The organism is Pseudomonas sp. GW821-FHT07F01 (genome assembly GCF_059418825.1).
Map to the genome: position 1 here is coordinate 679707 of NZ_JBWKQO010000004.1, position 12652 is coordinate 692358.

Genomic DNA, 12652 nt, shown 5'->3' on the forward strand with positions numbered 1-12652 from the left:
GCCACGCGAGAGTGCACGATGCCCCAAGCCGCCCAGATGTCTCCTGCCCCTGATGCACAGGGGCAATCGTCGTCCGTAGAGCAGGCAAGCCGGCTAGGTCTTGAGCAGGCCTTCGCCTTGTTCAACCAGATGTCGAGCCAACTTACTGACTCCTACAGCATGCTTGAGGCCCGGGTGACCGAGCTCAAGGGCGAGTTGGCGGTGGTCAGCGCCCAGCGCATGCAGGAGCTGGCGGAAAAGGAGCGTCTGGCCAATCGTCTGCAGAACCTGCTGGACCTGTTGCCGGGCGGGGTCATCGTGATTGATGGTCATGGCATCGTCACCGAGGCCAACCCGGCAGCCTGCGAGCTGCTGGGGCTGCCGCTGGAAGGGCAGTTGTGGCGCAACATCATCGCCCGCAGCTTTGCCCCTCGCGAAGACGATGGCCATGAAATTTCCCTGCGCGACGGTCGACGCCTGTCGATTGCCACGCGCTCGCTGGATGCCGAGCCCGGGCAGTTGGTGCTGCTCAATGACTTGACTGAAACCCGTCATCTGCAAGACCAGTTGGCCCGTCATGAGCGTCTGTCCTCCCTGGGCAAGATGGTTGCCTCCCTGGCTCACCAGATCCGCACGCCGCTGTCGGCGGCCCTGCTGTACGCCAGCCATCTCACGGAGCAGGAACTGCCGGTCGCTACCCATCAGCGCTTTGCCGGGCGGCTCAAGGAGCGTTTGCACGAGCTGGAACATCAAGTGCGCGACATGCTGGTGTTCGCCCGTGGCGAATTGCCCCTGACCGATCGCCTGACGCCCAAGTCGCTGTTGCAGTCGTTGCAGGCCGCGGCCCTGACCCATGTGCAGGACGTTGCCGTGCGCTGGCAGTGCGATAGCCACCACGGTGAGTTGCTGTGCAATCGCGACACTCTGGTGGGTGCCTTGCTCAATCTGATCGAGAACGCGGTGCAGGCCAGTGCCGGCGCGGCGCGACTCAAGGTGCACCTGTACAGCCGCGGCGACACCTTGCGGCTGTGCATCAGTGACAGTGGCAGTGGTATCGACGCCGCGGTCCTGGAGCGCCTGGGAGAGCCGTTCTTCACCACCAAGGCCAATGGAACCGGGCTGGGCCTGACGGTGGTCAAGGCGGTAGCCCGTGCTCATCAGGGAGAATTGTCGCTGCGCTCGCGTCCTGGGCGCGGTACTTGTGCGCTGGTGACACTGCCTCTGTTCTCCAGCGTGCATGGAGTGGAGTGAAGGTAATGGCAATCAAGGTTCTACTGGTTGAAGACGACCGCGCATTGCGCGAGGCCCTGGCGGATACCCTGCTGCTGGCCGGTCATGACTACAAGGCTGTCGGCAGTGCTGAGGAAGCATTGGAAGCGGTGGCCTTCGAGCCCTTCAGCCTGGTGGTCAGCGACGTCAACATGCCGGGCATGGATGGTCATCAATTGCTTGGCCTGCTGCGAGCCCGCCAGCCACAACTGCCGGTGTTGCTGATGACTGCCCATGGCGCCGTCGAGCGTGCCGTGGACGCCATGCGCCAGGGGGCGGCCGATTATCTGGTCAAGCCTTTCGAGCCGCGGGCCCTGCTGGACCTGGTGGCGCGCCATGCCTTGGGCAGCCTGGGTGTTGGCGAGGATGAGGGGCCTGTGGCCTTCGAACCAGCCAGCGCTCAGTTGCTGGAGCTGGCGGCGCGGGTGGCCCGCAGTGACTCCACGGTGCTGATTTCCGGTGAATCCGGCACTGGCAAGGAGGTGCTGGCGCGCTATATCCATCAGCATTCCCATCGAGTCAATCAGCCGTTTATCGCCATCAACTGCGCGGCCATCCCGGACAACATGCTCGAAGCCACTTTGTTCGGGCACGAAAAGGGCTCTTTCACAGGGGCCATCGCTGCCCAGCCCGGCAAGTTCGAGCAGGCCGATGGCGGCACCATCCTGCTGGACGAGATTTCCGAAATGCCTCTGGGCTTGCAGGCCAAGCTGCTGCGGGTCTTGCAGGAGCGCGAAGTGGAGCGGGTTGGTGCGCGCAAGCCGATCACCCTGGATATCCGCGTGGTTGCCACCACCAACCGCGATCTGGCGGGGGAGGTGGCGGCCGGCCGTTTCCGCGAGGACTTGTATTACCGTTTGTCGGTATTTCCTCTGGCCTGGAAGCCGTTGCGCGAGCGTACCGCCGATATCCTGCCGCTGGCCGAGCGCCTGCTGGCCAAGCACGTCAATAAAATGAAGCACGCGGCGGCCAGGCTATCGGCCAAGGCCCAGGAGTGCCTGCTGGTCTATCCATGGCCAGGCAACGTTAGAGAACTGGACAACGCATTGCAGCGCGCATTGATCCTGCAGCAGGGGGGCTTGATCCAGCCGGAAGATTTCTGTCTTGCCGGCCCTGTGGCTTGTGCTCCGCTGCCGGCGCTGGCGCCCGTGGTGCAGATGGCAGCGCGTGGCACGGCTGCCGAGGTGGAGGTGCCGGCTCAAGAATCCGGCGGCCTGGGCGATGACCTGCGGCGCCGGGAGTTTCAGATGATCATCGATACCCTGCGCTCCGAGCGCGGGCGACGCAAGGAGGCCGCGGAACGCCTGGGTATCAGCCCGCGGACCTTGCGCTACAAGTTGGCGCAGATGCGCGATGCTGGAATGGACGTCGAGGCCTATCTGTTCGCGACCTGATCTGTGAGAGGCAAGCCCGGGATGGGCTTTTGTCGATAAGGGCCATGGAGCTGGCACCCTTGTTGCTAACACCTCACTAACCGCTGAGTGAGCGTCAAAAAATTGCGGGTCGTCAGAGAGAGTAGACCATGAGCCAAGGTGTTGAATTTAATCGGTTGATGCTGGATATGCGTGCCATGCAGATGGACGCAATGTCGCAGCCTAAATCCGCCGCGGTGGCAGAAGTCAGCGGCAGCAGCTTTGCTGACATGCTTGGCCAGGCCGTGAACAAGGTCAATGACACTCAGCAGGCGTCCAATCAGCTGTCCAGTGCCTTTGAAATTGGCAAGAGCGGTGTCGATCTGACGGACGTGATGATTTCCTCGCAAAAGGCCAGCGTGTCTTTTCAAGCCTTGACCCAGGTTCGCAACAAGCTGGTTCAAGCGTATCAAGACATCATGCAGATGCCGGTTTAAGGACGAGATTGAGTCATGGCAGAAGCAGTCGCCGATAACGTACCGGCCAAGGCCGCCCCGATCGACGGTAAACCGCCGCTGTTCGGTTTGTCCTTCCTGGAAAACCTGTCCCAGATGACCATGCTGCGTCAGGTCGGCCTGTTGGTGGGCCTGGCCGCCAGCGTGGCGATTGGTTTTGCCGTGGTGCTGTGGTCCCAGCAACCCGATTACCGGCCGCTGTACGGCAGCCTGGCGGGTATGGACGCCAAGCAGGTCATGGATACCCTGGCCTCTGCCGACATTCCTTACACCGTAGAGCCCAATTCCGGCGCCTTGCTGGTCAAGGCCGATGACCTGTCCCGAGCCCGCCTGAAGCTGGCCGCGGCTGGCGTAGCGCCGGGTGACGGCAACGTCGGTTTCGAGATCCTCGATAAAGAGCAGGGCCTGGGTACCAGTCAGTTCATGGAAGCGACCCGTTACCGTCGCGGCCTGGAGGGCGAGCTGGCTCGCACCATCTCCAGCCTGAACAACGTCAAGGGCGCCCGGGTGCACCTGGCGATTCCCAAAAGCTCGGTGTTCGTGCGTGATGAACGCAAGCCCAGCGCCTCGGTCCTGGTAGAACTCTACTCCGGCCGTTCCCTGGAGCCCGGCCAGGTCATGGCCATCGTCAACCTGGTGGCGACCAGTGTTCCCGAGCTGAACAAGTCCCAGGTCACCGTGGTCGATCAGAAGGGCAACCTGTTGTCCGACCAGGCGGAAAACTCCGCACTGACCATGGCTGGCAAGCAGTTCGACTACAGCCGCCGCCTGGAAGGCATGCTGACCCAGCGGGTGCACAACATCCTGCAACCGGTGCTGGGCAACGATCGCTACAAGGCTGAAGTCTCGGCGGACGTCGACTTCAGTGCCGTGGAATCCACCTCCGAACAGTTCAACCCCGACCAGCCGGCCCTGCGCAGCGAGCAGTCGGTGAATGAGCAGCGCTCCAGCAGCAACGGCCCGCAAGGCGTGCCGGGTGCTCTGAGCAACCAGCCGCCAGCGCCGGCCTCTGCGCCACAAACCACCGGTGGCGCCACTGCCGCCGCCGGCATGGTGCAACCGGGCCAGCCACTGCTGGACGCCAACGGCCAACAGATCATGGACCCGGCCACCGGCCAGCCGATGCTGGCGCCGTACCCGTCGGACAAGCGTCAACAATCCACCAAGAACTTCGAGCTCGATCGCTCCATCAGCCATACCAAGCAGCAGCAGGGTCGCCTGAATCGTCTGTCGGTAGCGGTAGTGGTGGACGACCAGGTCAAGGTCAACCCGGCCAATGGAGAAACCAGCCGAGCGCCGTGGAGCGCCGACGAATTGGCGCGTTTCACCCGTCTGGTGCAGGACGCCGTGGGCTTCGATGCCAGCCGTGGCGACAGCGTCAGCGTGATCAACGTGCCGTTCTCCGCCGAACGCGGGGAAGTGATCGCCGATATTCCGTTCTACTCGCAGCCCTGGTTCTGGGACATCGTCAAGCAAGTGCTCGGCGTGCTGTTCATCCTGGTGCTGGTGTTCGGCGTGTTGCGTCCGGTGCTCAACAACATCACTGGCGGCGGCAAGAACAAAGAACTGGCAGGCCTGGGCAGTGACGTCGAGCTGGGCGGCATGGGCGGCCTGGACGGTGAGTTGGGCAACGACCGCGTGAGCCTCGGCGGCCCGCAGAGCATTCTGCTGCCGAGCCCGAGCGAGGGTTATGACGCTCAGTTGAACGCAATCAAGAGTCTGGTGGCTGAAGATCCGGGTCGAGTGGCTCAGGTCGTGAAAGAGTGGATTAACGCAGATGAGTGATAACCGAGCCGCTACCGCCAAACTGACCCGGGTCGACAAAGCCGCGATCCTGCTGCTGTCCCTGGGTTCTACCGATGCTGCGCAAGTGTTGCGCCACATGGGCCCCAAAGAGGTCCAGCGGGTGGGCGTGGCCATGGCGCAAATGGGTAACGTGCACCGTGAGCAGGTCGAACAGGTGATGAGCGAGTTCGTCGACATTGTCGGCGACCAGACCAGCCTCGGCGTCGGTTCCGATGACTACGTGCGCAAGATGCTCACCCAGGCCCTGGGCGAAGACAAGGCCAACGGCCTGATCGACCGTATTCTGCTGGGTGGCAACACCAGCGGCCTGGACAGCCTGAAGTGGATGGAGCCGCGGGCCGTTGCCGACGTGATCCGCTACGAGCACCCGCAGATCCAGGCCATCGTGGTGGCCTACCTCGATCCTGACCAGGCCGGCGAAGTGCTCGGCAACTTCGACCACAAGGCGCGCCTGGACATCATCTTGCGGGTTTCCTCGCTCAACACCGTGCAACCCGCGGCGCTCAAGGAACTCAACCAGATTCTCGAGAAGCAGTTCTCCGGCAACTCCAACGCATCGCGGACCACCCTGGGTGGTATCAAGCGTGCAGCCGACATCATGAACTTCCTCGACAGCTCGATCGAAGGCCAACTGATGGATTCGATCCGCGAAGTGGACGAAGACCTGTCGGGCCAGATCGAAGACCTGATGTTCGTCTTCAACAACCTCGCCGATGTCGACGATCGCGGCATCCAGGCGCTGCTGCGCGAAGTCTCTTCCGACGTGCTGGTGCTGGCTCTCAAGGGCTCGGACGAAGGGGTCAAGGAAAAGATCTTCAAGAACATGTCCAAGCGTGCGGCGGAACTGCTGCGCGACGACCTGGAAGCCAAGGGCCCGGTTCGCGTCAGCGATGTGGAAACCGCGCAGAAGGAAATCCTCACCATTGCCCGCCGTATGGCCGAAGCCGGAGAAATCGTTCTCGGCGGGAAGGGCGGCGAAGAAATGATCTAAGGTCGCTTTATGTCGTCCAGCAGTGATGAGTCCCAAAGCGAGCTGATTCGCGCCCGGGACGTCGAGGGTTTTGACGTCTGGGCGCTGCCCAGTTTCGATCCCGAGCCGCCCGAGCCTGAGCCCGAGCCGGAAGAGGTGCAGGAGGAGATCGAGGAAGTGCCGCTGGAGGAAGTCCAGCCGCTGACCCTTGAAGAGCTCGAGAGCATCCGCCAGGAAGCCTATAACGAAGGGTTCGCCACCGGCGAGAAAGAGGGCTTTCACAGCACCACCCTCAAAGTGCGCCAGGAAGCCGAAGTGGCACTGAGCGCCAAGTTGCAGGCGCTCGAGCAACTGATGGCCAACCTGTTCGAGCCCATTGCCGAGCAGGACACCCAGATTGAAAAGACCCTGGTGGAGCTGGTGCGGCATATCACCCGCCAGGTGATCCAGCGCGAGCTGGCGATGGACTCCACGCAGATCGAACATGTCATGCGCGAAGCGCTCAAGCTGCTGCCCCTGGGCGTCGGTAATGTGCGCCTGTACGTCAATCCGCAGGATTTCGAGCAGGTCAAAAGCCTGCGCGAGCGCCATGAGGAAAGCTGGCGCATCGTCGAGGACGAAGCGCTGCTGCCCGGCGGTTGCCGGGTCGAGACCGAGTACAGCCGTATCGACGCCAGCATGGAAACCCGGATCGCCCAGGCCATGGACCAGCTGTACGACCAGTTGCACGAACAATCGCTGCATCCGGCAGCGGCGGACCTTGGCCTGGACCTGGGGCCATTGACGCCGTCGGCGCCGCAGAGCGACATCGCCGACCCCGCTATTGACCCTGACGCCGCACACGAGCCAGCGGACCCTAGCAATGCGCCTTGAACGCACCAGCTTCGGCAAGCGCCTGGGGGGCTATGCCCAGGCCATCAGCCTGCCGGGCCAGCCGATCCTTGAGGGCCGCCTGCTGCGCATGGTCGGCCTGACACTGGAGGCCGAAGGCTTACGCGCGGCCATGGGCACCCGGTGCATGGTGATCAACGATGACAGCTACCACCCGGTCAAGGTCGAAGCCGAGGTCATGGGGTTCTCCGGGAGCAAGGTATTCCTGATGCCAGTGGGCAGCGTGGCCGGGATTGCTCCGGGCGCGCGCGTGGTGCCCCTGGCCGACACCGGCCGTTTGCCCATGGGCATGAGTATGCTCGGGCGTGTGCTGGACGGCGCCGGTAGGGCGCTGGATGGCAAGGGTGCGATGCGTGCCGAAGACTGGGTGCCGATGGACGGCCCCACCATCAACCCGCTCAAGCGCGACCCCATCAGCCAGCCGCTGGATGTGGGTATTCGCAGCATCAACGGTTTATTGACGGTAGGTCGCGGTCAGCGTCTCGGCCTGTTCGCCGGTACCGGCGTGGGCAAGAGTGTGCTGCTGGGCATGATGACCCGCTTCACCGAGGCCGACATCATTGTGGTCGGGCTGATCGGCGAGCGGGGACGTGAGGTCAAGGAGTTCATCGAGCACATCCTGGGTGAGGAAGGCCTCAAGCGTTCGGTGGTGGTGGCCTCGCCAGCGGATGATGCTCCGCTGATGCGTCTGCGGGCGGCGATGTACTGCACGCGGATCGCCGAATATTTTCGCGACAAGGGCAAGAACGTCCTGTTGCTGATGGATTCCCTGACACGTTTCGCCCAGGCCCAGCGGGAAATCGCCCTGGCCATCGGCGAGCCGCCGGCCACCAAGGGTTATCCGCCTTCGGTGTTCGCCAAGCTGCCCAAACTGGTGGAGCGTGCCGGCAATGCCGAGGCCGGCGGCGGTTCGATCACCGCCTTCTACACGGTCTTGTCCGAAGGCGACGACCAGCAGGACCCGATCGCCGACTCGGCGCGGGGCGTGCTCGACGGGCATATCGTGCTGTCCAGGCGCCTGGCGGAAGAGGGGCACTACCCGGCCATCGACATCGAGGCTTCCATCAGTCGGGTCATGCCGGCGGTGATCAGCCCTGACAACATGGCGCGGGCGCAGTACTTCAAACAGCTGTGGTCGCGTTACCAGCAGGCCCGGGACCTGATCAGCGTCGGTGCCTATGTGGCCGGCGGCGACCGGGATACCGATACGGCCATTTCCCTGCATCCGGCCATGGTTGCGTACCTGCGCCAGGGGCTCAATGACAACATCAGCCTGGGCCATAGCCAGACCCACCTGGAAATGCTTTTCGCTCCGGCAGCGGGCGGGTAACCGGCCATGGCTGATAGCCGTGCCGCGCGCCTGGCGCCGGTGGTGGACATGGCAGAGAGTGCCGAGCGCACGGCCGCCCAGCGCCTGGAGTACTTTCACGGCCAGGTGCGTGTGGCCGAGAGCAAGCTGGGGGACCTGGAGCGTTTTCGTGGCGACTACCAGGAACAGTGGGTCGAGCGCGGCAAGTTGGGGGTCAGTGGCCACTGGCTGATGAACTACCAGTACTTTCTCAGCCAGCTGGATACCGCCGTCGGTCAGCAGCGACAGAGCCTGGCCTGGCACCAGAACAACCTCGATCGCGCCCGGGAGGCCTGGCAGCAGGCCTATGCCCGGGTCGAGGGGCTGCGCAAGCTGGTGCAGCGCTATATCGACGAGGCGCGGGCGCTTGAGGACAAGCGTGAGCAGAAGTTGCTGGATGAACTTTCCCAACGCTTGCCTCGTCAGAGCCCATACTGATGGTGCTCATTTGCCCCGTGCGGGTTGTCCCCCCGGCGAGTGGGTGCTAAACCTTTTAGACGTCGTCAATGACAAGGAAGCAGTCACATGTCGGTCGTTACAGAAATATCCCCGGACGGGCAAAAACTCACGATCTCCATCAGAGGCCGTTTCGATTTCGGACGCCACCAGGAGTTTCGCGAATCCTACGAGCGACTCAACCGGACACCGGAGTCCATCGTGGTGGACCTCAAGGAAGCCACCTATCTCGACAGTTCGGCCCTGGGCATGCTGCTGTTGCTGCGTGACCACGCCGGCGGCGACAACGCCGATGTCCGGGTAATCAACAGCAACTCGGATGTGCGCAAGATCCTCGCCATCTCCAACTTCGACAAGCTTTTCGACATCAGTTGACCGGTATGCGGTCGATGCTCGAGCCCCTGTGTGTGCTGATCGCCGAAGATGGCGCAGCGGACCGCATGCTGCTGTCCAGCATCATCCGGCGCCAGGGGCATCAGGTGCTGGCGGCAAGCAACGGCGCCGAGGCGGTGCAGCTGTTTCAGCAACAGCGCCCGCACATCGTGCTGATGGATGCATTGATGCCGGTGATGGACGGTTTCGAGGCTGCCCGGCAGATCAAGGCCCTGGCTGGCGAGACCCTGGTGCCGATCATCTTTCTCACCTCCTTGAGCGGCGGCGAGGCCCTGGCCCGCTGCCTGGAAGCGGGTGGCGACGACTTTCTGGCCAAGCCTTACAACCCGGTGGTGCTGGGTGCCAAGATCAACGCCATGGACCGCCTGCGCCGTCTGCAAGAGACCGTGCTGCACCAGCGTGACCAGATCACTCGCCACCACGACTACCTGCTCAACGAGCAGCGGGTGGCCAAGGCGGTGTTCGACAAGGTCGCCCATGCCGGCTGCCTGGATGCGCCGAATATCCGTTACCTGCAATCGCCCTATGCCCTGTTCAATGGCGACCTGTTGTTGGCGGCCTACACCCCGGCCGGAGACATGCACGTACTGCTGGGGGATTTCACCGGCCATGGGCTGCCTGCGGCGGTAGGCGCCATGCCGCTGGCGGAGGTGTTCTACGGCATGACCGCCAAGGGCTACGGCCTGCCGGAAACCCTGCGGGAGATGAATGCCAAGCTCAAGCGCATCCTGCCCGTGGACATGTTCTGCTGTGCCACCCTGCTGTGCCTGAGTTCCCAGCGGCGGGCGGTGGAGGTGTGGAACGGCGGCATGCCCGAAGGGTATCTGTATCGGCACGCCAGCGGCGCACGCACGCCGCTGGTGGCTCGCCACTTGCCCCTGGGTGTGTTGAGCGCCGAGGCCTTCGAGGACAGTACCGAAGTGTTTTCCATGGCGCCGGGAGACAGGGTGTTCCTGTTGTCGGATGGGGTAATCGATACCTGTAACACCGAGGAGCAACTGTTTGGCGTCGAGCGATTGCACCAGGTGTTTGCCGCCAATCGCCAGGAAGATCAGCTGTTCGAGGAGATCCGGCAGGCCCTGGAGCGCTTTGGCGGCAGTGCCCGGGATGATGTGAGCATGGTCGAGGTGGGGTTGCCGGAGTTTCCCCGGTTGGCGCCGCCGGCTCTGGTGTACTCCGACAGTGGCCAGTCCTGCCCGCTGGACTGGTCGGTGAGTTTCGAGTTTCGGGCTGCCACCCTCAAGCGTTTCAATCCCTTGCCCTATCTGCTGCAACTGTTGCTTGAGGTGCATGGCCTGCGCTCCCAGAGCGGGGCGCTGTACAGCGTTTTGGCAGAGCTCTACTCCAATGCCCTGGAACATGGCGTGCTCAAGCTCGACTCGCGGCTCAAGCGCGATGCCGAGGGGTTCACCCGCTATTACCGCGAACGCTCGACCCGGCTTGCGCAGTTGCAGGAGGGCTTTGTCCGGGTGCATCTGCAAGTGCAGCCCCTGGAAGCGGGAGGGCGCCTGGTGGTGCGCGTCGAGGACAGTGGCGAGGGCTTCGATGTGGCTGCGGTCCTGGCGCGGCCCAATGATATGGAGCGTCTGTCGGGGCGTGGCGTCAGTCTGATCCGGCAGATGAGCCAGCAGGCCGTGTGGGCGGATGATGGGCGCAGTGTCTGCGTGGAGTTTTCTTGGGAGGCTCTGGCATAATTCCCGGGTTCTTGATCAAGGAGTGAACAAGTGGCTGAGATTCATCTGGACCACACGGTGCTCAATGCTTTGCAAGAGGTCATGGAGGATGAATATCCCGTCCTGCTGGATACCTTCGTCTGCGATTCCGAGGAGCGTGTGCGGTTGCTGCATAAGTCCGAGGATACGATTTTGCTGGTAGCCACCGCCCACAGCCTCAAGGGCAGCAGCAGCAACATGGGCGCGACCCGCCTGGCCGAACTCTGTCATCAGCTGGAACTGCGGGCCGGGCAGTCGGCCGCAGATGGCATTCGACAATTGGTGGGGGAGATCGACGGCGAGTTCGCGATCGTTCGACGCTTGTGCGAGCAGGAGCTGCAGCGCTTTCATTGTTGAGAAACAGCTTTTTATCTGCGGATTGATAAAACTGGCCCGGCCTTTGCAGTAAAGTCTTCCAACTGTACCTATGATCCCCGTGCAGCGGAGACTGTCCCATGGCTGTTACCCCTAATTCGCTTCTTCAGGCCACTGCCCAGGCCAGCGCTAAGTCCAAGACTCAAGCGGCACCTGTCAGCCCCCTGGCGAGCATTGCCGAGCCTGGGGACAAGGCTTCCAGCTTCGCGCAGCTCTACGCCAAGGAATCCCAGAACCAGCCGCAGGCCAAGCCTCCAAGCTTTGCCGACAACTCGCCCAAGCCGGTGCGCGACAAGGGAGCTGACAGTAGCCCGAAGAAGGATGTCAGCAAGGACTCTTCTGCCGCGCCGCAGCCAGCCGTTGCCGATAGCGGCAAATCCTTGCCTGCCGACAAGCCGGCCAGCAGCGACAGCAGCGACAGCAAAACAGCGCCCACTGATGCTGCCAAGCCGGCTGATACCGCACAAACCGACACCCCGCCCCCCAGCGATCCGATGCTGGATCCAAGCCTGGTACAGGTCGCGCCGCCACAGCCTGTGGTGCCGGCTGAACCGGCCCCGGCGACACCTGCGCCGCCTCAGGTCGAGGCGGCTCCCGTCGCCCCTGCGCCGGCCCTCGTTGCCGCAGTGGTGGCGCCACCCGTCGAGCCGGCCAAGCCTGAATTCGATCCCGAGGCTGATCCTCTGGATGCCTTGCCTGCGGTGCGCCTGGCCATGGAGCAGGGCGGCCATGTGTCGGCGTCCAGCCAGAGCCAGCCGAAGGCCACGCCAGGCAATGCCGGCAATGAAGGGCAGCTGGCCTCGGTGCAGAACTTCGCCAATGGCATGGCCGGCATGCTCGAGCAGCAGGCGGGCAAGAGCGGCACCGAGCAGGGCGGCGAAAAGGCCTTTAGCGGGTTGATCGCCGATGGCTTGAAGGACCTCAAGGGGGCTTCCAGTGATACCCGGGTGGATGATTTCGCCAATCGCCTGGCGGCCTTGACCCAGGCCGCGACGCCCAAGACGGCCAACGCGGTGCCGGTCAACCAGCCGCTGGCCATGCACCAGAATGGCTGGACCGAAGAGGTGGTCAACCGGGTGATGTACCTGTCCAGCACCAGCCTCAAGTCGGCAGACATCCAGTTGCAGCCGGCCGAGCTGGGGCGCCTGGACATTCGCGTGCACATGATTCCGGACCAGCAGACCCAGGTCACCTTCATGAGTGCCCATGCTGGCGTTCGCGAAGCCCTGGAAGGGCAGATGCACCGTATGCGCGACATGTTCAACCAGCAGGGCCTGGGGCAGGTGGACGTCAACGTCTCCGATCAGTCCCGTGGCTGGCAGGGCCAGGAGCAGGCGCAGCAGGAGCAGAATCGCCGCAGCGGTTCCAGCACCAGCGGCGGGCGCCTGGACAATGGCGATGATGAGTCGTCCCCGGCCGTGGCAGAAGTGCAGGCTCCGGTACAGACCGTGATCGGCAGCAGCGCCGTCGACTACTACGCCTGACCTGTGGCGGGGGCCGCTACCGGCCCCTGCATTGATCCTCGCGGTGTATCTGCAACAGCTTGCACCCCAGGTTTCCCTTCGCAGCGTTGCCCTTCGCTGTTG

At 63.3% G+C, this 12652-nt stretch carries 12 protein-coding genes; all 12 read left to right on the plus strand.

Annotated features, from left to right (window positions below):
- Positions 1–36: 36 nt before the first annotated feature.
- The 12 genes from AC07R1_RS17625 (at position 37) to AC07R1_RS17680 (ending at position 12550) form a co-directional block, all read left to right on the plus strand.
- Positions 37–1230 carry a sensor histidine kinase gene (locus tag AC07R1_RS17625; protein WP_161467054.1) on the plus strand — a complete coding sequence of 398 codons (1194 nt, stop codon included), beginning with the start codon at positions 37–39 and terminating at the stop codon, positions 1228–1230.
- A 5-nt stretch (positions 1231–1235) separates the two neighbouring features.
- The gene (locus AC07R1_RS17630; RefSeq protein WP_495110790.1) at positions 1236–2642 is read left to right on the plus strand and encodes a sigma-54-dependent transcriptional regulator; all 1407 of its coding nucleotides are present in this window, start codon (positions 1236–1238) and stop codon (positions 2640–2642) included.
- A gap of 128 nt (positions 2643–2770) precedes the next feature.
- Positions 2771–3097, plus strand: coding sequence for a flagellar hook-basal body complex protein FliE (fliE, locus tag AC07R1_RS17635; RefSeq protein ID WP_011059973.1), 327 nt, complete (start codon positions 2771–2773; stop codon positions 3095–3097).
- Between the two features lie 15 nt (positions 3098–3112).
- Entirely contained in the window at positions 3113–4900 is a 1788-nt protein-coding gene (gene fliF, locus AC07R1_RS17640) for a flagellar basal-body MS-ring/collar protein FliF (RefSeq protein WP_011059974.1), read from the plus strand.
- On the plus strand, positions 4893–5912 hold the full coding sequence (fliG, locus tag AC07R1_RS17645) for a flagellar motor switch protein FliG (protein WP_011059975.1): 1020 nt from the start codon (positions 4893–4895) through the stop codon (positions 5910–5912). Before fliF ends, fliG begins: the two co-directional genes overlap by 8 nt.
- Positions 5913–5921: 9 nt before the next feature.
- Positions 5922–6764, plus strand: a complete 843-nt coding sequence (fliH, locus tag AC07R1_RS17650) for a flagellar assembly protein FliH (RefSeq protein WP_495110791.1) — start codon at positions 5922–5924, stop codon at positions 6762–6764.
- Positions 6754–8112: a flagellar protein export ATPase FliI gene (fliI, locus tag AC07R1_RS17655; protein ID WP_015634633.1), complete on the plus strand. Its 1359-nt coding sequence runs from the start codon at positions 6754–6756 to the stop codon at positions 8110–8112. The genes fliH and fliI overlap by 11 nt, the downstream gene beginning before the upstream one ends.
- Before the next feature lie 6 nt (positions 8113–8118).
- Positions 8119–8568, plus strand: coding sequence for a flagellar export protein FliJ (gene fliJ / locus AC07R1_RS17660; RefSeq protein ID WP_011059978.1), 450 nt, complete (start codon positions 8119–8121; stop codon positions 8566–8568).
- An 87-nt stretch (positions 8569–8655) separates the two neighbouring features.
- Positions 8656–8961 (plus strand): STAS domain-containing protein, encoded by a 306-nt coding sequence (locus AC07R1_RS17665; protein WP_011059979.1) that lies wholly within the window; start codon positions 8656–8658, stop codon positions 8959–8961.
- 5 nt (positions 8962–8966) lie between these two features.
- The gene (locus AC07R1_RS17670; protein ID WP_103289648.1) at positions 8967–10673 is read left to right on the plus strand and encodes a fused response regulator/phosphatase; all 1707 of its coding nucleotides are present in this window, start codon (positions 8967–8969) and stop codon (positions 10671–10673) included.
- Between the two features lie 30 nt (positions 10674–10703).
- On the plus strand, positions 10704–11048 hold the full coding sequence (locus AC07R1_RS17675; RefSeq protein ID WP_011059981.1) for an Hpt domain-containing protein: 345 nt from the start codon (positions 10704–10706) through the stop codon (positions 11046–11048).
- A gap of 98 nt (positions 11049–11146) precedes the next feature.
- Positions 11147–12550 (plus strand): flagellar hook-length control protein FliK, encoded by a 1404-nt coding sequence (locus tag AC07R1_RS17680; protein ID WP_342403547.1) that lies wholly within the window; start codon positions 11147–11149, stop codon positions 12548–12550.
- Positions 12551–12652: the final 102 nt, after the last annotated feature.

What these genes read in the sequence shown, in the direction of transcription:
- fliI (WP_015634633.1), top strand. Translation starts at nt 6,754, where the DNA reads ATGCGCCTTGAACGCACCAGCTTCGGCAAGCGCCTGGGGGGCTATGCC.
- fliJ (WP_011059978.1), top strand. Translation starts at nt 8,119, where the DNA reads ATGGCTGATAGCCGTGCCGCGCGCCTGGCGCCGGTGGTGGACATGGCA.
- AC07R1_RS17680 (WP_342403547.1), top strand. Translation starts at nt 11,147, where the DNA reads ATGGCTGTTACCCCTAATTCGCTTCTTCAGGCCACTGCCCAGGCCAGC.
- fliE (WP_011059973.1), top strand. Translation starts at nt 2,771, where the DNA reads ATGAGCCAAGGTGTTGAATTTAATCGGTTGATGCTGGATATGCGTGCC.
- AC07R1_RS17630 (WP_495110790.1), top strand. Translation starts at nt 1,236, where the DNA reads ATGGCAATCAAGGTTCTACTGGTTGAAGACGACCGCGCATTGCGCGAG.
- AC07R1_RS17625 (WP_161467054.1), top strand. Translation starts at nt 37, where the DNA reads ATGTCTCCTGCCCCTGATGCACAGGGGCAATCGTCGTCCGTAGAGCAG.
- AC07R1_RS17665 (WP_011059979.1), top strand. Translation starts at nt 8,656, where the DNA reads ATGTCGGTCGTTACAGAAATATCCCCGGACGGGCAAAAACTCACGATC.
- AC07R1_RS17670 (WP_103289648.1), top strand. Translation starts at nt 8,967, where the DNA reads ATGCGGTCGATGCTCGAGCCCCTGTGTGTGCTGATCGCCGAAGATGGC.
- fliG (WP_011059975.1), top strand. Translation starts at nt 4,893, where the DNA reads ATGAGTGATAACCGAGCCGCTACCGCCAAACTGACCCGGGTCGACAAA.
- fliH (WP_495110791.1), top strand. Translation starts at nt 5,922, where the DNA reads ATGTCGTCCAGCAGTGATGAGTCCCAAAGCGAGCTGATTCGCGCCCGG.
- fliF (WP_011059974.1), top strand. Translation starts at nt 3,113, where the DNA reads ATGGCAGAAGCAGTCGCCGATAACGTACCGGCCAAGGCCGCCCCGATC.